Source organism: Negativibacillus massiliensis (genome assembly GCF_900148495.1).
Lineage (GTDB): Bacteria > Bacillota > Clostridia > Oscillospirales > Ruminococcaceae > Negativibacillus > Negativibacillus massiliensis.
Map to the genome: position 1 here is coordinate 323141 of NZ_FTRU01000008.1, position 24910 is coordinate 348050.

Consider the following 24910-nt stretch of genomic DNA (forward strand, 5'->3'; position numbering starts at 1 on the left):
GCACCCCAAAAAACAGACGCTTTTGGGATGCAGTTTTAGTTTATATCATAATTTATACTTAAAGATAAGAACTTAACAGAAGCGAAAATAGTTTAATTTCTTCTATGCTTTTATGGTTACAAAAATACACTATATAGAAATATAATGTTGATTGAATACAAGATATAGAATTTGATCTATTGTAATTCATTAAAATGTTTGGTATTATATGTTTAATTGTATGATACATTGGAGGAACAATAGCATGGGTGCAAAGTTATATAAGCAGTTTCAAGATTTTCATAACACAATTAAGCTTGATAAAGAAACAAGTCAGTTAAAGGAAAAGAGAGAGACTCTTCAGACTGATATTAAAAACAAACTTCCTCAAAAATTAGAAGGTATCGGAATTGAGATTACAAAATCAGATCTTCATTTTTTTGACCAAGGTAGTTATCGGCAAAATGTTAGTACCGGAATTGTTAGTGATGCACCAGACAGAGATGTAGCGGTTGATTTTGAACTTGATATTGAAGCCTATAATGATCCAAGGAAAATCAAAAAATGTGTACGAGATGCTCTAAAAATTGAAAATAAGCGTAACCCTTTAATTAAAGAACCTTGTGTTACGGTGAAATATCTGAAGGCCGGTGAAGAAAAAATTCATATTGACTTTCCAGTTTATGCAAAACATAACGGTAATTACTATCTGGCTCGAGGAAAGGAGTTTTCACAATCTTATGAGTGGGAGCATTGTGATCCTTACGGATTGAACGAGCATCTGGATAATTTGTTTGCAGGAGCTAAAGGAAATCAACTGCGTAGAATTGTGCGATACCTAAAAAAATGGAAGCTCGAAAACTATGGTGATTCTTATAGCAAAGATCAAATTCCGCCTAGTATTGCATTTACTCTAATGGCCGGAGATGCTTTCGTTTACAAAATAACTGATGGTCAAGATGATGACCTTTTAGCGCTAAACACAGTGGTAAACAGCATCAAAAACAAATTTTCCTGTAATTTGATAACAGGAAAATATACTATAAAATATTCCCTTCCTGTCAGACCTTGGAGTAATGTGTTTTATAAAATGACTGAAGATTATCAGGATAGATTCTATAGGAAATGGTTAACTCTTTGCATTAAAGTACAAAATGCTGTTGATGCATCTGAGGAATATGAAGCAGCAAAGTTCTTACAAGAGATTTTTGGAACAGATTTTGAATTGCCACCGAAACCACAAACAAAGACAGGAACTGCAAGAAATGAATATAGCTATGCGTGAAAACTATCTCAAAATTGTCCAATCAGCGTTCAACAATTATGCTGAATTTTCGCTAATTAATATAACTATGGAAGGCAACATAATTAAGGCTAGGTTTACTTATTGTGGGAGTTCGTTGATATTATATGTTTTTGAGCCTGCCAATATTTATTTACGGGAAGTTTTAGTTTGTATCGAAGATAGCATTGCAGATAGATTTCATCTCCCACCTCACTATATTCGATATGACGATAAAAAGAAACTTAGTTCATTATGCCTGATTGATAAGGAACAGCATGTTCTATCATCTTATTCATTAGCTGACTTGGTTACATTGTATCTGGGTCAAGTTCAGTCTCTATTAACGCTATCTCCACGCCAAATAGATACCGAATATTTAAAAGAATTTGAGTTCTATTGGAATTCAGCCTGCCAATTGATTGGAAACATTCATGTAGAAGCTGAGGTTTATCTACCTAACTTAGAGACGGCTTCTTTACTTAATTGTTGGTATTCTGAGGAAAAAAAGAGGGGGAAGTATATTATTTTCCCTGATGGTGTAGAGTTTAACTCCTGTAATACCCCAAAAGGATCTATATCTACTGCTATATATATTCCTATCGAAGTCCCGGAGGGGATTATCCCTCCACAGACCAATGTTCCTTGGGAAGCTAGAGATATATTAAATATTGTCTATAGTCAGACAATAGATAGGATTTCGCCTACTTCTTTTGAGTTCCTAAGAAATTTGCAGGTAGATAACTACAGGAAAGTTGTTATCTTTTCTTTTTCTCAACCTAACTCTGTGCGGATATCTGTAGTAGGTGTTTTATCATTTAGAAATAAGGAAAAAAAAGACCTTATTAGTAAAATTCAAGAGGACTTTATTTCATTTACGCCGATTTACTCTAGCCGTATGGATTTAAAATACCTGCATGAACGAGTTGGGCAGGCTCATATGAATCCTCCATCTGTACTTCTTTTGGGTTGTGGGTCTGTTGGAAGTTATATCTTACCAGAACTTGTTAATTTAGGAATTGTTAACATCGGCATATCAGATCCAGATAAATTTACAAGTGGCAATGCGTTCCGGCATTACTTGGGCCCACGCAGTGACGGGCAAAATAAAACTTTTAAGATGAAACTTTTTATGGAAATTGAAAATCCTCTTGTTTTAATCGATGAAATACCAAATCTTTTGGAAATGGACGATAGTTTACTTTCTAAAACACTTGCAAAGTATCAAGTTATAATAGTAGCTGTTGGTGGTACAGATCTGCAAAGGAGACTTAATTATCGTTTTGCTAAAGTTAAAAGTACTGCTTGGTTTCTATATAATTGGTTAGATGCGGAGGGTAAAGGATCCCATGCACTTGTGATGCGTTATTCTCAAAAAGGATGTTTTAATTGCCTCTTTTACAATAATGAGGAATTGCTCGGACAAAGCAAAATATCATATGCTGATGGATCAGAGAGAGTTATTAGAAATGGTTGCGGCGGCTCTTTTTCCCCATACGGAAATAATGTGCTTGTTCGTAATACATCTTTGGCTATTTCTATGCTACAGGGGATCCTAGATGGTTCTATTAGCAAAAATACAGTTGCTTCGATTAAAAATGATTTTTCTTCGTTTAAAAGCAGTATTGCTGTTATTCCGATTATTAATGATAGCTTTGCAGAAGAAAGATGTGAAATATGTGGTCACCTATAATGATCGTGCTTTTATAAAAAAGATTGTATTTCAAAATGGAATTGTACTGGATGTCTTTCCTGAGGTTCAAGAAATCTTGTATATGCAGCGGCAAACTTCGAGTAGACTTACTGAAGCGGGAGGAATGCTTTTAGGCTACGAAAATGCGTGCACTGGAAACTTTACTATTTCTGGAGCTACCGAACCTCAAGTCGAAGATATTAGATCCCGCGTTTCATTGCTCCTTGGTAAACAGCATCAAGAACTTCTTAAATCTCTGAAATCTCCATATGGATATATCGGTACGTGGCACACGCATCCGTCAAAAATACCGATTCCATCGTTTGTCGATATTCAGGACTGGAAAAAATCTATTATAAAAAATTCCAATTCCACCAGTGCATTAATATTTATTATTGCCGGAACCGAAGCATTTCGAGTGTGGCTTTGCGATTCTACTAGGGGCATTCTTATTGAGGGGAAAGAACTATGAAAGATTTGATAAAGAAATTAAGAAAAATTGTTTCCAATTTGCCAGGCAGTGCGCTAAAGTTAGGTTTGACTATATTGGGAACTCTTACACTTTTTACACTCGTTGACATCAAAAAACTGAAAGAATTTGAATTATGGAATATTTCTAATATAGCAAATACTATTGATAATTTTTTTCCGAAATTCTATGTTGTATTTGGGAATAATTTTGTTAAAATCGTTATTTATGCTTTGTTCGTTATCTTTATCTTCTTGAGTATTTGTAAATTTGTAATGCGCTCCAAGGCTATAGTGGTAAAACATAGCACCTTCTCCAACTCTTTATCAACTTATGATGAAAGAAATCTATTTGGTTATTCAGTTAAAGAAATAGATATTAATCTTGTTGATCAGATGAACAATCATGATATTATTAATGCTATTAGTATTCAAGATAATGTTATCAGAAGGATTCTTAAAGAATGTGATGAATTCACTGAGATATTCTATTATGGGATTGCACACATTCCTTTAATTTTTCGTGCTGGTTTCCAAATAGGCGATGAAGGACAAGTACATCTTTTACACAAATACCGGGATGAACAATCAAAGTTTAAAGAAATCTCAAACGATTCTGATAATTATATATTACAATTGCTAGGACAATTAACAAATAATCCTTCTTCGACTTCTAAAGAGATGCTTGTAGTCGTCGCAACATCATTACCTGTATCAAATGAAGATTTAATTGTCTTTCGAAAAAATGACATGTGTTGTGAGTTGCGTTTTGAGATGGAAAAAGAATCAATGTACGGATTCGATGTAATTGATTCATATGCAATCATGAACAGATTACGAAGCGGTATTTTGAGTAAAATTCGTGAAGTGTTTTTCTATAAGGATATTCAACGAATTCATTTAGTGCTTGCAACTTCCAGTGATTTTGCATTTTTTCTTGCACAGGGTTTTAGCGAACATCATGACCCTGAGATTATTGTGTACCAGTATGAACGTAGTTCCTCAGAAAAGTATCCATGGGGAATATCTAACAAATTACCTCCGGAGAGTGCAGTAATTTATCAACCTATTTGCGAAAATATTGATTAACCATTCTGAACAACCGATGAAGTAATTCTGATGTGTGAAATATTTGAGCGAGTTTATAAAGTAAAATATGCAGATCTTTCATCCCATATTCTAAATGCACGTTTTGTCCTCTCAGGGTCAAGAAGACAGATTGTTTATCTTGAGAGTAATTTCTGATCTGAAAGTAGTCTGCTGTGTTATAAAAACGCTACAGTGAAAAGAAGCTCGAAGTACAGGAACTATGAACTCAACCAAATTATGTGAGTGATAGGAGAAAGTGGCACATTAGGATATGATTATGTTCTGTTGTTCAGAAAAATTTTGGGGAGTGTACCAATTGCATTGCCATACAAATTTTTAAGGCATTATTTGAACAGTCTGGTAGTTGGATTGTTCAATGAGTATTTTTGTGGAAATTATGTAATTAAGAAATTGCAAGAAAAAGTGAGGATATCAAAAGTAATCTTTTACTCCCTGAAAACACTTTATATCTAAAAGTTAAAAGTGACAAAAAGGGAAGAACAAGACAGGGAACTTTCAGGTAGACATTTGGGTAGACAAATGCCCAAAATACGCCTGAAAATAGCTCAATACAGGTAGGGAAAAGAAGGGAAAACAAAAGCGAAAAAACCGCATAACAAAAGGAAAAATTAGTATAATAGGTGACAGGAAGGGAACAAGGTTACAACAGTTCAATTCCCCTCGCCTCCACCATTCATTATCACGGAAAGTGATATATAACAAAAAGTCTCTACTCAGAATTTTCTGGGTAGAGACTTTTTTCAATTCTTTGCTAAGGACTCGATGTGATTTTCAAACTTCATAGATCCTTTTCTCATAATATAATGAGTGACACCTGGACGCAGACAGGATAAATCATGCGTGCTGATCAGAATAGATTTTCCAAGTGAGCTTTGCTTTTGAAAATAATCTAAGATAATCTTGGTGTTTTCTTCGTCCAGATCACTGGTTGGCTCATCTGCAACAACCATCAGAGGATTATGGACAAAAGCACGGGCAATTGCAACCCGTCGACGTTCTCCGCCAGAAAGATTGGTCGGATAATCATTGGTCAGCTTTTCTAAACCAAATTCCTGAATCAATTCCATTGCCTTAGAGGAGAGTTCTTCTGGATTAGTGACATTGGAAAGCTGATGGGGCAAACAGATATTTTCCAGTACTGTAAAGTTTGGAAGAAGACTATCTCCTTGTAAAATATAACTGATTTTGGAAGCTCGAAGAGTTGTTTTTTGCTGAGGAGTAAGGGAGGTGATTTTTTCTCCATCAAAAATGATCTCTCCGGAATCGGGAACAGTGATACCTGAAATTAAATGGAAAAATGTGCTTTTGCCGCAGCCAGATGGACCAGTCAAAACGACCATTTCACCTTTTTCCATAGAAAACGTAACATGACTGACGGCATCAAACTGCTGTCCCTGACGTTGATAAGTTTTGGTTAAATCTTTTGTCTGCAAAATCATAATTCTTCTCCTTTAATCAATCCATCTAATTTGGTTCGACTGACTTTCCATGTAGAATACAGAGAAGAAAGCAGAGAAACAGCAACAGAAAGAAAAATACATTTTGCGGACAGTACCAATAAGTAAGAAATCTCAGTGTTTAACTGTGGAATGGAAAGCTTCACCTGGATAGGGGTAGAAAACAAAATCAATGCTACAACAGAGATACAAATTCCGAAAAATCCACCAAGAAAACCAATAATTGTTCCTTCTGTTAAGACAATACCAGCTAATTTTGGGCTGCTTACTCCAAGAGAAGCCAGAACACCAAATTCTGAGGTTCGTTCATTGATTGTAATAGTAAATACTGATAAAAGTGCAGTAATAACGAGAACAAGCATCAAAACCATCAAAACAGAGCTATAGCCGGTCATGCTTTCCACAGATGAGATAACACCACTGAAAATACCATTTGTTGTATATGCGGAGATTGGGGCGCCTTCGATAGAGTAATTAATCTCTCTGGCAATCGCTTTGGCATCTGCCCCATCCTCTACGCGGATCATCATCGAAGAAACCAAATCAGCGGCTGCAGAAGTTGGTTCACCAAAAGCAGCTGCCCATCCTTCGCTGTCCATGATTTCCTGCGCAGTTTCTACTGTCATAAATACACAGGTGTCATAGCTGGTATTAGTTCTTTCTAACTGACCAATGATATGGTAGTTTTCTCCGAAGAATTTGATACTGTCTGGTTCCGGAGGATTAATCAGTGCACCGATGTACAATTCGCCTTTTTGAGGAAGGGCAAGACCATCCTGTTCCAACCATGGTGTTACAATAAAATCTGTTTCCGGGTCAAAGATAATCATTTGTGTAGCAGCGGAACAGCAATCAGCAGCAAGAGAAGCCATATACATTTGGGTAGTGCATTCCTGAATACCATCCAGATTACTGACTACATCGACCCATTCCCGGTCAAAGGTAAAGCTGCATAACTCACCCAGAAAAAGTGAGTCAGCCATTTCGCGCTCATATTCTTCGGGGACAACAATGATGTCAGCGCCGAGACGGTCGGTTGTTTTTTGCAATGTTCCTTGCATGCTGTCTACCAACACGGAGCTGCAGAACAATGATGTGGACAGCATAAAAACAAAGAACATCATACAGAGGGTACGAACAGGACGTCTTTGCAGATTTTTTGTGGCCATTCTGCAAACAATAGAGGAAGTACTTTTCATTTATGACACGTCCTTATTTTTCTTTAGTCAGGAAACCAATAACCTGCAGTACGATACCAACAGCAGAGAGTGTGTTAATAACAGGAAATGCAACAACGTTACAAGCCATTTCCGGTTTCATGCATCCACCAATCAAAAGGGTAGTGAGTAAAATCGGCATTATAAAACCAACAATGCCAACTAGACTGAGTTTTCTGAAAAGTTTTGTGTCTTTAATCAGAAGCTGAAGGACAGTGATCACCAGCAAGATGATAGCAACTGGGATAACAGCGCGGCAGCACCAGTGACACTTCATAACTTTTTCAGTTGTAGGGCAGGCTTGGAACAAAGTCCATGGACCGACTGCCAACAGTAATGCAAGAATACCGGAAACAATAGATACAACTTTCTGTTTCATCATAATTTCTCCTTTTTATTCCTTCTTTAATAATTCCTTCTTCGATCCCTCGTGGATCATATCTTTTTGCATATATTAGGGAGTCAAACTGTGATAAGTTGTTCGTTTGGTGTCATCCCCATGGGTATTCCATGGGGATGACTATTCATTATTCTTCAGGACACTGTGGATTCCAAGCTTTCTCCATAACAGTATCCAGATCATCTGTTGCAGTGATCAAGCCAAGACGAATATAGTCGGATGCAATGTCCTTCAGACCAGCTTCGGTAAAATCATCACTTAAACCAAAATACAGGGATTGGTTGAGTTCAACGTTCATATCAAAGTCCTCGCTGTTAAGGCCTTCATCAATCAGAAGCTGAGTTGCCTCTTCTGGATTGGAACGCATCCAGTTATGTGCTCTTTTAACACAGGCGGTAATTACTTTTGCATGAATTGGATTTTCTTTAACATAGGTTGCATTCATAGCAATAATACAGCAAGGTTCCTGCTGAAAATCTTCGTCCCAGGTCAAAGAGCGAACACAGCGGAGCTTGCCTTCCTCTACCATATGATATGCAAAGGTATCGGACAGAAGGGCGCCGGAAATTTCACCGCTTTCCATTGCAGCAACACAAGCACTGGTTTCTACCTGGATCAGCTCAACATCCTGCTGTGGATTAATTCCATCCGCATCCAGAAGTAAAGAGGTGATATTATAGTCGCTTGCACCAATACCATTTGGGACAGCAATCTTGGTTCCAACCATGTCAGAAGTGCTCTGATACTCACTGTCAGCCAGAACATACAGGGATTTACAGCCAATATGAGCACCGCCGACGAAAGTCAGATCCACACCATTGGTACATGGAACCAGCATGGTTGCAATATGACCAACAGCAACCTCAGCGGAGCCAGTTCCAAGTGCTTCGGTATAGCTGGTACCTTTGACACCTTCTGCGGTCAGACCAGCTTCAGCATAGTAACCGAGCTTGTCTGCAACAACTGGACCAGAGGTGCAACCATCGGAAAGCCAGTAACGGATAGTTTTTCCATATGCAGGTTCTTTTTTCATGGCCTCCTGTTCTTCAGCAGTCAAGGTGATTGGCTCATCGACATAAGGGGAGTTCCTTTCGATTGGACCAGACTCTTCTGCAGTCTCTTCTGCGGTTTCAGAATCAGATTTAGATTCTTCGGATGTTGTTTCGGATTCAGCGGTCTGTTCAGCGGCAGACTGAGTATTGTTTGCAGAAGTAGTATCTTCAGTAGTAGCCTGTTGACAACCAGTTGCTGTCAGCATCAGCATAGTTGCTAAAATAGCACATAAAGCTTTTTTCAATTGAGTATTTTTCATAATAGGTTCTCCTGATACATTTAAAAAAGTGGATTGGCTTATGCTTCTGGATACAGTGGATGCCAAGCAGCTTCCATAACATCGTCCAGACTGTCAGTGGAGGTAATCAGTCCAAGTCGCAGGTAAGTGTTGGTTGTTTCTTCCAGACCCTTCTGAGTAAAGTCATCAGTTAGACCGAAGTTGAGGGTATTCCAAAGTTCTACATTCATATCAAAATCGCCGCTCATCTTACCATCATCGAGAAGAATCTGAACAGCTTCTTCTGGATTATTTCTCATCCATTCACTTGCTTTTTTGACACACTCAACCATTTTTTCTGCCATAATTGGATTTTCAGCAAGGAAGGTGTTGTTCATTGCAAGAACACAGCAAGGAGTATCCTGAAAATCTTCATCAATTAAAGAACGGATCATACGGAGTTTACCGTCTTTTACCAGTTGGTAAGCATAGGTATCGGACAGAAGAGCAGCAGAGATTTCACCGCTTTCCATTGCAGCAACACAGGCACTAGTTTCCACAGGAGTTAGTTCTACATCATTGAGAGGATTGATACCGTCAGCATCCAACAGCATAGCAGTAATATTGTAGTCACTGTTGCCGACACCGTTTGGGGTGGAAATTCTGGTACCTTTGAGATCTTCGGTAGTCTGATATTCACTGTCAGCCAAAACATATAAGGATTTACAGCCTATATGAGCACCAGCAACAAAGGTATAATCAACATCATTGGTGATTGGGATCAGCAGAGAAGCAATATGGCTGACGCCCATCTGTGCAGCATTGGTACCAAGTGCTTCTTTAACAGCAGTACCGCTCAGACACTCTACCTTAATACCATATTCATCAAAGTAGCCGAGTTTTTCTGCAATATATGGAGCAGATGTACAGTTACCGCCATCATACCAGTATTGAATAGTCTGATTGTACATCGGCTCTTCTTTCATAGCAGAAAGATCATTATCTTCTGCAGCCTCAGTAGAAGTTTCTGTTGTTTTTACTTCATCGGTTTTGGTTTCAGAAGTTTCGGTCTGGGTGGTTTGTGCAGTAGAGGTTTCTTCGGTGGAGTTCTGCTGGCATGCAGAAGCAGATATCATCATCAAAGAGGCCAGAATGATACAGAGTACTTTTTTTAGTTTTGTTCTTTTCATTTCATTTCTCCTTTTTCTATTAATGAACCATATTTTATTTGCTATATGGAATAGCAGCATAAAAAACATAAGTAAGGATTAATAGTTGAGCATTTTTAAAATACGTGTACGGTAATCAGTAAACTGAGAACTGCTTCGATGGCGAGGGTAAGGAAGATCAATCGGAATATCGGCTTTAATACGTCCAGGATTTGCTTCCATAACAATGACCCGGGTTCCCATATAAATTGCTTCATCGATATCATGGGTTACCATAACGACCAATTGCTTTTTTTCTCTCCAAACATTTAGAATCTCATCCTGCATATTCATTCTAGTAAAAGCATCCAAAGCCCCCAAAGGTTCGTCCAGAAGCAAAATACCTGGTTCATTGATCAGGGAGCGCACCAAAGCGACACGCTGTGCCATACCGCCGGAAAGCTGGCTGGGATAGTCATCTTTGAAATCTTCCAGACCAATGAGCTTTAGCATTCGTTTCACACGATCCTCATTACCAGCTAATTTGTTTTGGACCTGGAGACTGAAAGCGATGTTTTTTTCAACAGTCAACCATGGGAAAAGAGTTGGTTTTTGGAACACCATTCCTCGATCAGGTCCTGGGGCTGTTACTTCTTTGTCGTTGACGGAAACAGTGCCTGTAGTCGGAGTGATCAGACCAGCAATCAAACGAAGAATCGTGGATTTTCCGCAGCCGGAGGTTCCAACCAGACTGATAAATTCACCGCTTTTGAAGTTTAAGCTAATGCGGTCAAGAGCATGGGTAATTTCATCTTTTTCCACTTTTGCAAAACTTTTTGATACTTCATTTAATGTTAAAACAACAGATTCCATTTTACTTCACAACTCCAATCTGCCAACGCAGTACACGTTTCTTGATAAAGTTCAAAATTTTAGTAACAACGGTAAAAATCATACAAATGACAAATAGTGATGCAAACATTTTATCGTAGGAAGCCCAGGATTTTGCCCAGGTAATGTACCATCCCAAACCGGCTTTAACACCCATCATTTCAGCGATCATAATAGCGGTACAGGCGGTACTCATACCCTGTGTCATACCTTGTAGGATACTTGGCATAGCATGTGGGATGGCAACTTTAAACACAAGCTGACGTTCCGAAGCGCCTAGTGTTTTTGCTGCTTCAAAGAAAGAGCGATCTACGTTGGAAATTCCTGTCATCGAAGCAACTGTAACAGCAAACCAAACGCCGAGAGCAATGATGAAGATAGCACCTTCAAACAAATGTCCGCCGATTACGACCATAATAATTGGGATCCAGGTTGAGGTTGGAATTGGGCCAAGAAATTTGATCAAAGGATTGACCCAATATCGAACACGTTCATTGTATCCACAGGCAATGCCGGTAATTAAGCCAAGAATTACGCCAATAAAATAACCGATAAATAATAAACGAAGGGTATGGAGTGCACTAATAATCAGTTGTTCCCGGTCAATCCAGGCAATATTGATGATAGCGTTGATACATGGAACAAATGGGTGCATTAAGATTCCTGTTTTTAAAGTTAGGTAATCATAAATAGCTAAAAAGAGGAATAAAGCGGAATTTAATGGTGCCTTATAACGTAGTTTTTGATAGTTTTGCTTATCGCCATGTGTTCGTTTAGCAAAAGCAATGATCATTCGAACAAAGTACCATATGATTAAAATGATTAAAAGGACCAAATAAGTTAATGGATTATTGTTTGCAGAATTGTTTGGAAGCAGGCAGTATTCCAAAACAGAAATGATTCCACATAGAATAGGCAGGATAACAATAATATCATCCAGAAGTTTTTGAAGAGGAGTTTTTTCTTTTTCCTCTATTTCTGCAAGCTGCTGTCTTGTCAGTTTGTCTGGAGAAGGGATTTGTTTTTCATCGGAATACTTTGCTGATTTTGTAACAATTTCTTCCAATTTCATTTTTTTCACGCTCCTGTTTTAGTTCAATTGCTTATAATAGCAGTGTAAATATGACAATATTTACCAAGTATTTACAATTTATATATAATCATAAAGATTAAAGAATGTCCAAAAGATAATTTCTATTGTTTGCGATCTTAAAATAGTTTAAATGAATTATAATTATTAAAAACAAACAATAAATACAAAATAATTTGAAAGTAATTTAGTGTAATAAGAAGATAATTAAAAAGAAAGGTATTTATATTATAAATACCTTTCTTTTATTTGGGACAAACGATATTACCAATTGTATCGATAAAAAAGAAAATAAATGAAATTACAGTATATAATATAGACATAAGCCGAATATAATGTGCTATGCAAAATCAAATCTTCTTTTACAAGCTTTTTAGCCCCATATTGGATGATTTAAATTTAAAATAGATAAATTACCATGATAATAATAAGAAAGAGAGATGCTTGCATCTCTCTTTTTCTTATGTGTTCCTTTGTATCAAAATCCAACGAACAAAATATTACCCCTACTAAATCAGCATTTTCCGATATGATCTCAACTGTCCTGATTTTGCTTCGTTTGCCCTGAAAAAGAACGAACAAATCAATAATAACTTTAGAAGGGAGGTTGGGAACATGCGCAGAATGTTCAGATTATCCGATGCCAGCCACAAAGATATTGATCTTCGTGAGTACGAAGACGAAATATTGGAAATAGCAGATCGTATTATTCCAGGAAAGAATCCCAAAGTGTATCAGAATTATTTTATGACAGATGAACTGACACAGGGGGAAAGAGTCCGTTTAGGGAGGGAATTATCCAAAAGCCCTAGATTAAAGCAGTATGGAAAAGAAGTGACAAGTTTTCGACTGTTTGAAGGGAAAAGTGTGGAAGAAAAGGAGGAAGAGAAAGATGGAAGAAACACAGAAATGCCAGTATCTTAGTATTACAGATATTCAGAAGGAATACCTGCCCATCAGCAGAAAAAAATTACGGATATTTGTGAAAAGGTATCTGGATGCAAAGATGATAGGAAATCGTATCTTTGTAAGTAGAGAAGAACTGGAAGAGGTTCTGCATAATCCAGAGAATACCAATCTGCCGATTCGGTAGAAGGAACGATCTTCCTGCAAAAATAAATATATATTATAAAAATAAGCCTGATAGTATCAATAGATGCTATCAGGCTTTATTTTTTTCAGGAGGAATCAGCTATGAAAATCGAAAAAGAAATGCTTTGTTCTGAACTAGTATGTTATACAGAGAAGATGAGGAACGAGAAAGGTGTGTATATTTTATCAGGATAAACAGCTGGAAAGATATGATCATCATTATGGACAGATACAAGGACACTGAGATTATATTTAAATAATATGAAGTATTTTCTGATATTTGATGAAACAGGATTCAGAAAATATCAAATTAATACGATTCGTAATCTTGACAATTCGTTTGCAAACAATCGAACAAAAGCTCTTATACAAATGGCAATTGGTGCGGGAAAAAACTTTACGGCAATTACGGAACCCTACCGATTACTTAAATACGGCAAGATGAACCGTGTTTTGTTTTTGGTGGACACAAAAAGCCTTGGAGAGCAGGCAGAACGTAAATACACCAAGATGATCCCTGTCCTTTTTCTCAGCTTTATGGAGTGCGTTGGTTGAAATTTTCCTATATTCCTTCTGATGTTCAGATTTGCATCAGCACAATTTAGCGAATGTATTCAAGCCTAAAAGGAGAAGAGCTGAACGAATCTGCCAAAGAAATATCTTTTGCGGAATATGTCACAACTGACAGCAAAGCGCCAAAGGAAGTGATGTACAATGAAAATACCCGCCTAAATTTTTTGACGGAATTATTGTAGATAAATGTCATAATTCTATTTACAATGTGTAGAGTAAGGTATATTCATATTTTGATTCATTTATCATTGTGTTAACTGCTACGCCGGATAAGCGAACTTTTGCCTTATTTGATGAAAATATCGTTAGCGAATATCCACGTGAACAGGCAATTGTAGACAGTGTAAATGTAGGTTAAGATATTTATCTGATTGAAACTAAAATCACTAAAAACGGAGAATATTTGATGAAGCAGATGATACGTCATGACAAAAAAACGGAAAGCCGCTGGCAGAGGACAGATGCCAGCGGCTGGAAAACTATTGTTTGGCCGTAACCTAACCGGCAACGACTTGACAGTTCCGGCGCAGCTGTGCAGCCAAAGACCAAACTGGGATTTTATGCTTCATGAAATACGCTCTGGTTCTCAGGAAAGGTGTTTCCCAATTGGGAAAACGTCTTCCAGCTGCTGATAGAGTTTTCGGTTATTCCGCCAAATAAATGTTAACTGCATCGGCTATGGTATTGGCCGCATCTGTGGCACTACCGCCATTAAGCACGGTGGATGCTTGCGCTCTGATCGCTTCTTCCACCACGGCATCCCGGGGAATGGCTGAGTGGAGCGTTTGACACAAATTCAAAAACTGTTCGCCTAAGGGTTGGAGTTTACCGTTTTCGTCGCTGAATGTTTTTAGGGTCACTTCTTTCAGAGCTTCTTCGCGAACAGGAAATCCAATGCCTACATAAGCCGATTGAACCGATTGACTCAGCAAAACACTGAGGAAATCTTCTGCCTCCTCTTGATGCTGACTGTTTGCTGTGATACCCACACTACATTGGGGTAAGAAACGGCCTCTTCCGTAAAGGGAGTCAATTTGACACTGACCATCCTGCTGAAAACTCAAAGCTTCTAGACTGGTTCTACCCGTTAATGTAGTTACATGAGCCGTCGCACTGCCTTGCCCCACCTGATAAATGCCATCGTCAATACTTTCCACCATGCTGTCTGTCTCAACCCAGATACCTTCCTGTGTCACGCCAAATTTCGCGGCATCCGACTGCAACTGACTATGCATGGATTGAATCTGTCCCAGCACAGTCTCCAATTGCGCCACGTCCAAAGTGTTGTTTGAATATACTTCGGGTGCACAGGGTAAATACCAATCCATAAGGAAATTCTCTGCCGCATCGAGGTTGGGGGGAATTACCAGATATGGAACATCGCCGCTGTTGGCTTGGATCTGCTGCAACAAGGTTGACATACTGTCGGGCTGGGTAGTTCCCGTTTTACTGACGATTACCGGTATGGTAAACTGAGCCGGAATCTGATAGATACTGTCGCCATGAGTTTGAGCTGTCGTTAAATTGGGTAGCACACCTTCCAGCAGCCCATCTACCGAATTCAAATCCAGCAAAACGCCTTTCTCCGCATAAGACTGGGCGGGCAGATCATCCAGCACTAAAATATCGGGACCGCTGCCATTGAGGATCTCCGTGTTCAAAGCGCGGATAACATCTTCGGTGGTAGCTCCCTCAACGGACGGAATCTGTAGCGTCACTTTCACATTGGGGTTCTGAGTCTGATACTCGCTGATGGCCTGACGAAGAATGGGATAATCTTTTAGAGAGAAAACCGTCAGTTCTGTATCTGGTAGTGAAGGGGTCTCATTAGACCAAATATAATGAATTACACGAGGACCCATGGAGGTGGACAGTGCTATGTAATAGCCATCTCCACCGTCTAGTGCCATACCCGTAATTATGTTTGCCGGCGCACTCAATGAAGAGCCCTCTCCGTTAAAAATTTGCTCCCATTTATCTCCATCTAGCGTTTGACGATAGAGACCGGTAGCATCGACCAAATACTGGGCATCCTCTGTCAATAGCATAGCAGTATTGATATCTACAAAGTTGCAGGCACTCTCTCCCAACTTATTGCCAGTGGCAATATCGTAGCGCAGTAGCAGCTTGTTAGCGATGTCACGGACCAGTACCTGCTGATTGTTGGCAACCACATCATTGTTACCCAGGTAAAGCATACTATTGGAAATGGTCGACGTCTGCACACCATCAGCAGTTCTATACTCCAACCCATGCTCGGGCTGGTCGTTGAACACTGCCACGAAGCCATTACCTGCCGGAAATATGGTACTGGGTCCATAGGTACCCTCTACTGAATAGGAAGGTGTGGGCCAGTCGGTAATGGAAATAGGCTGACATTCTGTTTGCCCAAGTGCCGTGCGGTATAGGTTGGTGCCAGTGTCCTCCTGGGTCAACAAGATCACTGTTCCATCAGACAACTCTGCTATGGCACTCACCATAGTGTTATTATCAGGCAATGCTTGCCCCCAATCCATTGGTTGGCTAGTAACCACATCGTTCGCGCCAATCTCATGACGTGTTACTTCCACAGGATCACCGGACTTGGATACAGTGTAAAAACTCACGGTGCCGCTTTCGTTGGTCTGCATACCTAAAATCCGATCATCACTTCCCCAATCGGCCTCTATCGGTGTTTCGATATAACGACCAACGGTGCTGGTGTCATCTCCTCCTTCAGGGAGTGCTTGATTGTCATTGCCACTACAAGCTACCAAAGACAGGGACAGACAACCTGCCAATAGTATCGCAATTGATTGCTTCCATTGTATCATCGTTTGAATTTCTCCTTTCCAATTTTACTGATCTCTATTATAATGGTCATAGCTCTAAAAATCATCTAAGTATCATTCTAAAACAGAATTAGAGAAAACTTAGAGAAAACTGTGGTATAATGGTAAAAAATACATTCAAAGGAGGACATCCATGCGAATTTTAATGGTAGAAGATGATAAAGAGCTTTGCGTTGCCCTGTCCATCTGCTTTCAGGCTGCAGGGTATGATACAGAATTTGTATATACCGGCGAGGATGGCCTGCAATATGGTCTGCAAAACGCCTATGATCTGATCATACTCGACCGGCTTCTGCCCCAAACGGACGGATTATCCATTGTGGCACAGTTACGTCAGCACGGGATCACCACCCCTGTGCTGATGCTGACGGCTTTGGACGGCATACAGGATCGGGTGCAGGGCTTGGATGCCGGAGCCGACGATTATCTGACGAAACCTTTTGCAACAGATGAGCTTCTGGCACGGATTCGGGCTATTGCCCGGCGGCCAGGTGCGTTAGAAGATGGCAGCAACTTGCTTTCCTGCGGCGATTTGCAGTTGGATCGAAACAACCTAACTCTGCACGGCCCTGGCGGTATCTGTACGCTTTCCAAAAAAGAATTGGCGTTTTTTGAGTTGTTTTTTCGCTTTGCAGGCCAGACGCTGTCCCGTGAAATGTTATTATCCCGCATTTGGGGCGCCTATGCACCTGTGGAGGACGGCAATCTGGATAACTACATTTATTTTCTGCGCCGCCGTCTGGCAGCTGTGAACTCCTGTGTAAAAATTATTACTGTTCGGGGCGTGGGCTACCGGTTGGAGGTATCACCGTGAAATCCTTTCATAATGCGACAGCCGCCGCTGGACTGCTCCGTCTACGGCGACAATTGATGTTAGCAATTTTTACAGTGGTTACGTTGGTTATGGTGGTGATGTCCATTTTATTACTTTCTCTGGCCGAAAAACAGTTGGGACAGGCCACCTGGCATCATCTGGACAGTAGCATGGACAGCCTTCTGACCCATCTGGAGACAGAAAGCATCATCAGCAACCAATGGCTGGCACAGCAGGAGCGTTCCAATCAAGCATTGATCTTTCTGAGCGACGGCGGTAAACCACTAAAGTTTCAAGGGATCTGGCCTACGGAAACATCGCGCAGTACATTACTGGAACGTGCTCAAAAACAGGCTCGTGCACAAGGTTTGGAGTTGACGGTTCGCCCTATGCTCCCAGCGGAAACGGCTCGTGTCAGTTTTCCATTGAGCGGTGATCATGGCGACCGCTATCTGGTACAAGCCGCGGTTCTATCCTCCAGCAGCGGCTGGCAGACTGCTGTCATGATGAAGGATTTGCAGCAGGAGCAGGGGCAAATCTTCCAGATGCGTATGACCTGTGTCGGGTTGCTGGTCGGTGGTATTATCGTATTGCTTGCCTTGTCCTGGTGGCTGTCCGGCCGGGCCGCCCGACCTATTTCGGAGAGTATACAGCGGCAGACAGAATTTGTGGCTGCGGCATCCCATGAACTAAAATCTCCGCTGGCCGTTCTATCAGCCAGTGCCTCCGTACTGGGAATGTCACCAGAGCAGGATGAAACTCTTCGCCAAACTATCTGCCGGGAATGTGCGCGCATGGGACGGCTGGTGAGTGACCTGCTGGTACTGGCACGCAGCGATACAGGTACTTGGTCTTTGGAATCCCAGATAATCGATTTAGATAGCATTTTGTCCACAGTAGCAGAGAATGGGGGACTTCTGGCAGCGGAAAAGGCACAGCAATTTCTGCTGGATCTGCCTGATAGCAGTTTGCCGCCGGTTCGGGGAGATGCGCAGCGGCTGGAGCAGCTATTGACCATTCTAGTGGATAACGCCTGTACCTACACACAATCCGGCGGTCAAATTACCCTATCAGCCCGGACTTCCCGACGCAGCATTTTCATTCTGGTCAAAGATAATGGTCCCGGTATTCCAAGGGAGTTGTGGGGTCGTGTATTCGATCGCTTTTATCGGGCGGATGCAGCCCGGGGCGGCAAAGATCATTCCGGCCTTGGCCTGTCTATTGCCCAGGAACTGGCTCGCCTTCATGGTGGACGGCTGTATTTGAAAGAGGAACCACCTTATAGCACCGTATTTGTTCTGGAATTACCTTTACCGAACAAACCACATTGACATAACGCTGTTTGACCGGAGAATAAACATAATGGATTATCCTCTTTGCTTCACCGGCGTTTAAACCATTACATAATCAAATACCTTTATCTGTCGAGAAGGCGCAGGCAACCAGTTGGTTGCCTGCGCCTCAATTTTTTTCGAACCATATTACGAAAGAGTAAGGGGGGTTAAGCAAGTGAAAAATGAAGAAAACATACAGCCTACACAAGTTATTTGTACGAATATTATTTTGTATTTACACCAAAGTACCATCGGAAAATAATCTATAAAAAATTAAGAGCAGGAAAAGCAAGATCAAATTGAAGATACTTTGAGCAAGAAGGAGTATGCAAAGCCTTTCAAGGATAGCAAGTAATCATATTGCCAAGCCAAAGGAGTTTGTTTATAGTTGTTGTGACAATTGAATATAATTTAACGAGGATTTCATGTATTATTCATAAATACAAAAGATAGTTTTATAAATTATGGGCCATAGAAAAAACGTTGTCAGTCAAAATTCCAGATTTGTCTAAAATTCAGACAAATCTGGAATTTTGACTATTTTCTCCATCTTGTTTTTATCTATAATATTGTTTACTGTAAGATGAATGCAAGAGAGGGGAAGAGAAAAGATGCGAAAGTTTTACAGCATAGTAGTCAGGAAGCGAAAAACAGTAATTTGCTTTTTCTTAATACTATCGATTATCAGTTTTTTTATGAAGAACATGGTATCGGTAGATTACGACATCAATGACTATCTTCCAGATGACAGTCCCTCAACGGTAGCAATCAATGTTTTGGAACAGGAATTTGAGGGAGGAATCCCAAACGCTCGAGTCATGGTTTCTAATGTCACCATTCCACAGGCACTCGATTATAAAGAAAAACTGGAAGCAATCGATGGTGTGAGCGCTGTCACCTGGCTGGATGATTCAGTAGACATTACCACTCCGTTTGATAACTTGGACGAAAAAGTGGTGGAAACATATTATAAAGATAATACCGCGTTGTTTACTGTTACCATAGAAGAAGACAAGAGAATCGAAGCAGTAGCAGAGATCAAGGATTTGGTTGGCGGAGACAATGCAATTGCAGGAAGTGCGGTAGCAACAGCGGATGCAACGACCAACACCGTATCTGAAATACAGACAATTACGGTCATTGCTGTTTTGTTCGTTTTGCTCGTTTTGCTTGTGACCACCAATTATTGGCTGGAACCGCTGGTGATTTTGATTGGACTTGGAGTAGCAATCGTCATCAATGACGGTACGAACCTGATGTTTGGTGAAATATCCTTTGTAACAAATGCTGCTGGAAGCGTTTTGCAGCTTGCGGTTTCTTTGGATTATTCGGTATTTCTGATCCATCGATTTGAAGAATGCCGACTGGAAAACAGTGATCCACAATCGGCAATGATCGATGCTTTGTGCAAATCGACATCCTCGATTTTGTCCAGTGGTCTGACAACAGTAATTGGATTTTTAGCCTTGGTATTGATGCGTTTTAAGATCGGACCGGACCTTGGACTTGCACTTGCAAAAGGCGTTGCAATCAGCCTGATTGTTGTGTTTGTATTTATGCCAGCATTTATCTTGTCGGTTTATAAGTTGCTAGATAAGAGCAAGCATAAACAGCTGCTCCCGTCCTTCCGTAGATTTGGCGAATTTGTCAGAAAGATCTCCATCCCGATGGTGTGCATCTTTCTGCTGATCTTTATCCCATCCTATCTTGCGTCCAACGCAAACAACTATTATTTTGGTTCTTCCCACATATTTGGAGAAGGAACCCGATTAGGAGATGATACGGCAGCGATTGAGTCGGTATTCGGCAAGAGCGATACCTATGTTTTGATGGTACCTGCCGGAGATACCGCGACAGAGAAGGAGCTTTCCAATGAGCTGCATACACTGCCACAGGTAAGCGACATTATTTCCTATGTGGATCTGGCAGGAGCTGAAGTTCCGCTGGAATATTTGGACGAAAAAACAATCTCGCAGTTAATCTCGGAGGATTACAGCAGAATGGTAATCTCAGTCAATGCTGACTATGAAGGTCAGGAAACTTTTGATCTGATTCAGAAGATCCGGGATATTGCTTCAGAATACTATCCGAATGAATATTATCTGGCAGGCGAAGGGGTCAGCACCTATGACCTGATGAACACGGTAATGGATGATATGCTGAAAGTAAACATGCTTGCAATCGGCGCAGTGTTCCTGGTACTGCTGGTATCACTGCATTCGATATCCTTGCCGGTGATCCTGGTTTTGAGCATCGAAACTGCAATCTGGCTGAATCTCTCGGTACCATATTTTATGGACACGACGATCTTCTATATTGCATACCTGATTATCAGTTCCATCCAGCTTGGAGCGACCGTCGATTATGCAATTTTGATGACCGACCGTTATAAAGAAAACAGGCAGAGCTTTGATAAAAAACAGGCAGTTGTCCAAACAATTTCCGACGTAACCGTTTCAATTTTGACTTCCGGCAGTGTACTGACCGTAGTTGGTTTGCTGATGGGATATATTTCCACCAATCAGCTTCTTGCACAGCTGGGACTTTTTATTGGACGTGGAACCATTTTCTCATTAGCAATCGTTTTGTTCGTCCTTCCAGGCTTGTTATATCTGTTTGACCGACTGATCGTTCAGCCGCCGAAACATAAAATAAAGCACACAAGAAAACAAAATGAACCAAAAGAACAGGAGGCATAGAAACGATGAGTTACATCGATACAAAGAAAAAATGGAATCGTATAGTTGCATGTGTCATGGCAGTGATTCTTTCTGCTTCCATGACCATTTCGCCGCTTGCTGCCGAGGCAGTACCGAACACTCCAAAAGAAGAAGTAGTGTATGTCAACTTGAATACAGATGGTTCTGTAAAGGAAATCAACGTCGTAAATATTTTTGATTTGGATAAAGACGGTCAGATCGTAGATTACGGACGCTATGAAAGCCTGAGGAATATGACCACGACCGACAAGATCGAATACTCGGGAGATAAGGTCACCGTGGATGCAAAGGCGGGAAAGCTTTACTATGAGGGAAAGCTTTCCAAAAATGTGATGCCTTGGGATCTTTCGCTCCACTACTATCTGGATGGAAAGGAATATCCGGCAGAGGAGATCGCAGGAAAGAGCGGTGCGTTAAAAATCACAATGTCGATCCGAAAAAATACGAATTGCAGCGGCGCATTTTTTGAAAATTATGCGCTTCAAGCATCGGTTACGCTGGACACCAATCAATGTGAGAATATCGTGACCGAAGATGCAACCGTAGCAAATGTCGGAAGCAAAAAGCAACTGACTTATACCATCCTTCCGGGAAAAGAAGCAGATCTAACTATTACAGCAGATGTAAAGGATTTTGAAATGCCAGCAATAGCAGTTAACGGAGTCCCTCTTTCCTTAGACATTGAAGTGGACGACGAAGAGCTGATGTCCAAGGTTGATGAGCTGGTTGATGGAATCGTGAAACTGGATGATGGCAGCTTGGAGCTGAAAGACGGTGCATCCGATCTAAAGAACGGAAGCAGTGATCTGGAAAGCGGAGCATTAGATCTGCGTGATGGGATGAGTGATCTGGACGGAGGTGTTCAGGAGCTTTATGACGGTATCTTAAAGGTACAGGATGGTCTGATTGAACTGGATTCCAACTCGGATGACCTTACAGAGGGTTCGGCAAAGGTAAAGGAGGCACTGAAAACCATCCAAGAGGCCTTGAAATCCATCTCTGCATCCAGTGATCAAATTGATGAGCTGGTAAAAGCCTCCAATGAGATCAATGATGGGATCGGTGAGCTAGTTGGAGGAATCTCTACATTGAAGAGCGGAATCGATCAGTATAAAGCAGGACTGGGAGAAGATGGACTGGAAAAATTGCAGCAAGGAAATGGTTCAGCAGTCGAGCTTATTGATGGTATCATCGATGCACTCAATAATGTTATCAATATGCTGTCCCAAATCCCGGTTCCGTTGGAACAGGATGTTCAACCTCCTGTAGCGCAGGATGTTCCGGCCGAAACAATGCCTTTACCGGATGTCTCGGAGGAGCATACTGAAGAAGAAATACAACAGTCTTCTGAAGGAGAAAGCACAGATGCTTCTCAGAATATGACGTCTCAGGAAGAAAACAGTCAGGAGGATTCTTCGAATACTTCCCAAAACGATGAGGATGCAGGAGCTTTCGATGAGTTGCAGACGGAAGAGCCTGCACAAATGGCAGGGGCAGAAAGCTCAACGGATGATTATTATTCTTCCGGTAGTTCAGTAATCTCACAGGAGGAAATTCAGGCGCAGGTTTCTTTACTCAGAAGTTTGATTCAAGAATTAGAAACGGTAAAGGAACTGTTTAACGGAAATCTTGCATTAGCAAAAGGAACAGAGACTTTTCTGAGTGCTGCAGTTCCGGGTGTCGGAGAACTGATGAGTGGGGCAGAAAAGCTGCAGACAAACTATCAACAATTTAATTCTGTGATTGAGGGCCTTGGAACGCAACTCAAGGAAATGCTGCTGGGGCTGTCGAAGCTTTCCGAAGGAATCGATATGCTTGTTGAGCAGTATGAAGTTTTGGATCAGGGAATTAACAGTTATACAGGCGGTGTGGAAAAAATTCTGGACGGATACGGTCAGCTAGTGGATGGAGCAAAACAGCTGGTCGGAGGAAGCGGGAAGCTCAAAGATGGAACCAATACCCTGTATAACGGAACAGTCGATATGGCACAGGGAATGTCCGATTTTTATGATGGTGCAGGGGAACTGAAAGACGGCACCGGAGAGATGCGCGACAGAACCAGTGGAATGAATAGCGAAATCGATGAGCAGATCGATAATCTGGTCAGTGATATCACCGGAGATCCTAGTGATATCGGTTCATTTGTCTCGGACGAAAACACCAATGTCAAGGCAGTTCAGTTTGTTATCCAGACGGAACCAATCCAAGAGCCGGATGCTCCGGAAGAAGAACCGGCAGCACAGCCAAAGCTGACCTTCTGGCAGAAATTCCTGAAACTGTTTGGGCTGTATAATGAAAAGTAAACTTTTTTGAAGATTATTTGCAATGCTTTCTTTTTGAACAGCACTGTGATACAACGAACAGGAAAGCTCTTTTTCAGAAAGAAGGAATTGTCAGAGAAAGTCCGCTTACGGGTGGATTAAGGCTTATGCTGGCAGAGTACAAAATGGACACTGTTGTTGAAGTTATCCTTCAGACTTACCATATTATATGCTTTCATGATAATGAGCAGTTATGGATTGCCTCCACCATTCATGATCACGGAAAATGATATATAGCAACAAAGGCTCCACTCAGAAATTTCTGGGTGGAGCCTTTATCTTTTATGGAAGTATATGGTATATAAAGTAATGATTTATGAGGAGAAGTATCTGATGGAAAGCATGACAGTTAAAAAGAAAGTTTATCCTACATATTTTTTGTACAAATAGAAAGTAATGAAAGTAAAAATAAACATAAAAGTAGATCAGTACAAAAAATCCAGGAAATGATCATAGCAGAGAGCCTGTCAGATGGAATTTTGATTTGAGAAATCAGATATTTTACGCCGTTGATTCCTGTTTTGTAGTATGCCATGCATCATGTATATTGAAATACCATCAGTTTAACTTATTTCTGACCTAAGTTTTGATCAGCATATGGAAAATAACAACTACGGATTAACACTGACGCCGAGAAGAATAACCATATTGTCTGTAATATTTTTCCAGCTATGCGGAGTATTTGGTGGAACATAGACACTATCGTGAGGATTCAGGATAAATACATCATCGCCTAAAGTGATTTCCAAGCTTCCGTTGAGCAGAAACATAAATTCTTCTTCCTTATGACAAAACACTACTGTTTCGGAATATTCATTTACAGGATAGATCTCGTAGATTTCGGGATTCATTTTGTTGCTGTGCATTTTGGAAAATAGAGTGTATTGCTGAAAACCTTTTGATATTCTCAAATTTGCTCTTTTATAGTTTCTGGCAATACATTGCTCGCTGTCGGATGAGGTTTCCTGAGTAAAAAAGCAGCTTAAATCAGTAGAAAAAACATCAGCTAAAGCAGAAAGAGTGTTTAAGCTGAATGTTGTGTAGCCTCTTTCCAATTGAGATAAAAATCCTGGAGAAAGATTTACCTTTTCACTCAACTGTTTTAAGGTCATTTTATTTTTTATCCGTAAATCATGTATATATTTTCCTATTGTTTCATTTTGTGATAATTCTTTCATATTGCTTCCTCATATTTAAAAATTACTTGATACAGTAAAACG

General features: G+C 40.5%; 20 protein-coding genes. 11 read left to right on the plus strand and 9 right to left on the minus strand.

Annotated elements, in window-relative coordinates:
* Window positions 1-244: 244 nt before the first annotated feature.
* Genes BQ5375_RS14345 through BQ5375_RS07645 form a run of 4 tightly spaced genes read left to right on the plus strand, consistent with a single transcriptional unit; the run spans window position 245 to window position 4511 of the window.
* Window positions 245-1264, plus strand: a complete 1020-nt coding sequence (locus BQ5375_RS14345) for a cyclic GMP-AMP synthase DncV-like nucleotidyltransferase (protein ID WP_022133519.1) — start codon at window positions 245-247, stop codon at window positions 1262-1264.
* A complete protein-coding gene (locus tag BQ5375_RS07635) occupies window positions 1245-2954 on the plus strand; it encodes a ThiF family adenylyltransferase (RefSeq protein WP_022133518.1) in 1710 nt (569 codons plus the stop codon). Before BQ5375_RS14345 ends, BQ5375_RS07635 begins: the two co-directional genes overlap by 20 nt.
* A complete protein-coding gene (locus BQ5375_RS07640; protein ID WP_159438026.1) occupies window positions 2932-3426 on the plus strand; it encodes a Mov34/MPN/PAD-1 family protein in 495 nt (164 codons plus the stop codon). The genes BQ5375_RS07635 and BQ5375_RS07640 overlap by 23 nt, the downstream gene beginning before the upstream one ends.
* Complete coding sequence (locus BQ5375_RS07645) at window positions 3423-4511, plus strand: SAVED domain-containing protein (RefSeq protein WP_076917663.1); 1089 nt, start codon at window positions 3423-3425, stop codon at window positions 4509-4511. The genes BQ5375_RS07640 and BQ5375_RS07645 overlap by 4 nt, the downstream gene beginning before the upstream one ends.
* A gap of 761 nt (window positions 4512-5272) precedes the next feature.
* Here BQ5375_RS07645 and BQ5375_RS07650 read toward each other — a convergent pair.
* The 7 genes from BQ5375_RS07650 to BQ5375_RS07680 all read right to left on the minus strand — a co-directional run bounded on the left by BQ5375_RS07650 (window position 5273) and on the right by BQ5375_RS07680 (window position 11987).
* The gene (locus tag BQ5375_RS07650; RefSeq protein WP_022133514.1) at window positions 5273-5971 is read right to left on the minus strand and encodes an ABC transporter ATP-binding protein; all 699 of its coding nucleotides are present in this window, start codon (window positions 5969-5971) and stop codon (window positions 5273-5275) included.
* Window positions 5968-7188: an ABC transporter permease gene (locus BQ5375_RS07655; protein ID WP_022133513.1), complete on the minus strand. Its 1221-nt coding sequence runs from the start codon at window positions 7186-7188 to the stop codon at window positions 5968-5970. The genes BQ5375_RS07650 and BQ5375_RS07655 overlap by 4 nt, the downstream gene beginning before the upstream one ends.
* 13 nt (window positions 7189-7201) lie before the next feature.
* The gene (locus BQ5375_RS07660; RefSeq protein WP_022133512.1) at window positions 7202-7585 is read right to left on the minus strand and encodes a DUF4418 family protein; all 384 of its coding nucleotides are present in this window, start codon (window positions 7583-7585) and stop codon (window positions 7202-7204) included.
* A gap of 148 nt (window positions 7586-7733) precedes the next feature.
* Window positions 7734-8918, minus strand: a complete 1185-nt coding sequence (locus tag BQ5375_RS07665) for an ABC transporter substrate-binding protein (RefSeq protein ID WP_022133511.1) — start codon at window positions 8916-8918, stop codon at window positions 7734-7736.
* A 38-nt stretch (window positions 8919-8956) separates the two neighbouring features.
* Entirely contained in the window at window positions 8957-10066 is a 1110-nt protein-coding gene (locus tag BQ5375_RS07670; RefSeq protein ID WP_022133510.1) for an ABC transporter substrate-binding protein, read from the minus strand.
* A 78-nt stretch (window positions 10067-10144) separates the two neighbouring features.
* Window positions 10145-10897 carry an ABC transporter ATP-binding protein gene (locus BQ5375_RS07675; RefSeq protein ID WP_022133509.1) on the minus strand — a complete coding sequence of 251 codons (753 nt, stop codon included), beginning with the start codon at window positions 10895-10897 and terminating at the stop codon, window positions 10145-10147.
* A 1-nt stretch (window position 10898) separates the two neighbouring features.
* Window positions 10899-11987, minus strand: a complete 1089-nt coding sequence (locus BQ5375_RS07680; protein ID WP_022133508.1) for an ABC transporter permease — start codon at window positions 11985-11987, stop codon at window positions 10899-10901.
* A gap of 633 nt (window positions 11988-12620) precedes the next feature.
* On the opposite strand from BQ5375_RS07680, the gene BQ5375_RS07685 reads away from it, so the two are divergent.
* From BQ5375_RS07685 to BQ5375_RS14525, 3 genes are all read left to right on the plus strand, one after another.
* Window positions 12621-12929, plus strand: a complete 309-nt coding sequence (locus tag BQ5375_RS07685; RefSeq protein WP_022133507.1) for a hypothetical protein — start codon at window positions 12621-12623, stop codon at window positions 12927-12929.
* Window positions 12898-13098, plus strand: coding sequence for a hypothetical protein (locus tag BQ5375_RS07690; protein ID WP_022133506.1), 201 nt, complete (start codon window positions 12898-12900; stop codon window positions 13096-13098). The genes BQ5375_RS07685 and BQ5375_RS07690 overlap by 32 nt, the downstream gene beginning before the upstream one ends.
* A gap of 260 nt (window positions 13099-13358) precedes the next feature.
* Complete coding sequence (locus tag BQ5375_RS14525) at window positions 13359-13652, plus strand: DEAD/DEAH box helicase family protein (protein ID WP_022133505.1); 294 nt, start codon at window positions 13359-13361, stop codon at window positions 13650-13652.
* A gap of 662 nt (window positions 13653-14314) precedes the next feature.
* Here the strand turns inward: BQ5375_RS14525 and BQ5375_RS07700 are convergent.
* Complete coding sequence (locus BQ5375_RS07700) at window positions 14315-16483, minus strand: ABC transporter substrate-binding protein (protein ID WP_022133504.1); 2169 nt, start codon at window positions 16481-16483, stop codon at window positions 14315-14317.
* Between the two features lie 151 nt (window positions 16484-16634).
* Between BQ5375_RS07700 and BQ5375_RS07705 the strand changes: the two genes are divergently transcribed.
* The 4 genes from BQ5375_RS07705 to BQ5375_RS07720 all read left to right on the plus strand — a co-directional run bounded on the left by BQ5375_RS07705 (window position 16635) and on the right by BQ5375_RS07720 (window position 23672).
* Window positions 16635-17315, plus strand: coding sequence for a response regulator transcription factor (locus BQ5375_RS07705; RefSeq protein ID WP_022133503.1), 681 nt, complete (start codon window positions 16635-16637; stop codon window positions 17313-17315).
* Entirely contained in the window at window positions 17312-18646 is a 1335-nt protein-coding gene (locus tag BQ5375_RS07710; protein ID WP_022133502.1) for a sensor histidine kinase, read from the plus strand. The genes BQ5375_RS07705 and BQ5375_RS07710 overlap by 4 nt, the downstream gene beginning before the upstream one ends.
* A 698-nt stretch (window positions 18647-19344) precedes the next feature.
* Window positions 19345-21348 (plus strand): efflux RND transporter permease subunit, encoded by a 2004-nt coding sequence (locus tag BQ5375_RS07715; protein WP_235849987.1) that lies wholly within the window; start codon window positions 19345-19347, stop codon window positions 21346-21348.
* A gap of 5 nt (window positions 21349-21353) precedes the next feature.
* Window positions 21354-23672 (plus strand): YhgE/Pip domain-containing protein, encoded by a 2319-nt coding sequence (locus BQ5375_RS07720; protein ID WP_022133500.1) that lies wholly within the window; start codon window positions 21354-21356, stop codon window positions 23670-23672.
* 629 nt (window positions 23673-24301) lie between these two features.
* Here BQ5375_RS07720 and BQ5375_RS07730 read toward each other — a convergent pair.
* Complete coding sequence (locus BQ5375_RS07730; protein ID WP_022133498.1) at window positions 24302-24868, minus strand: helix-turn-helix domain-containing protein; 567 nt, start codon at window positions 24866-24868, stop codon at window positions 24302-24304.
* Window positions 24869-24910 lie beyond the last annotated feature (42 nt).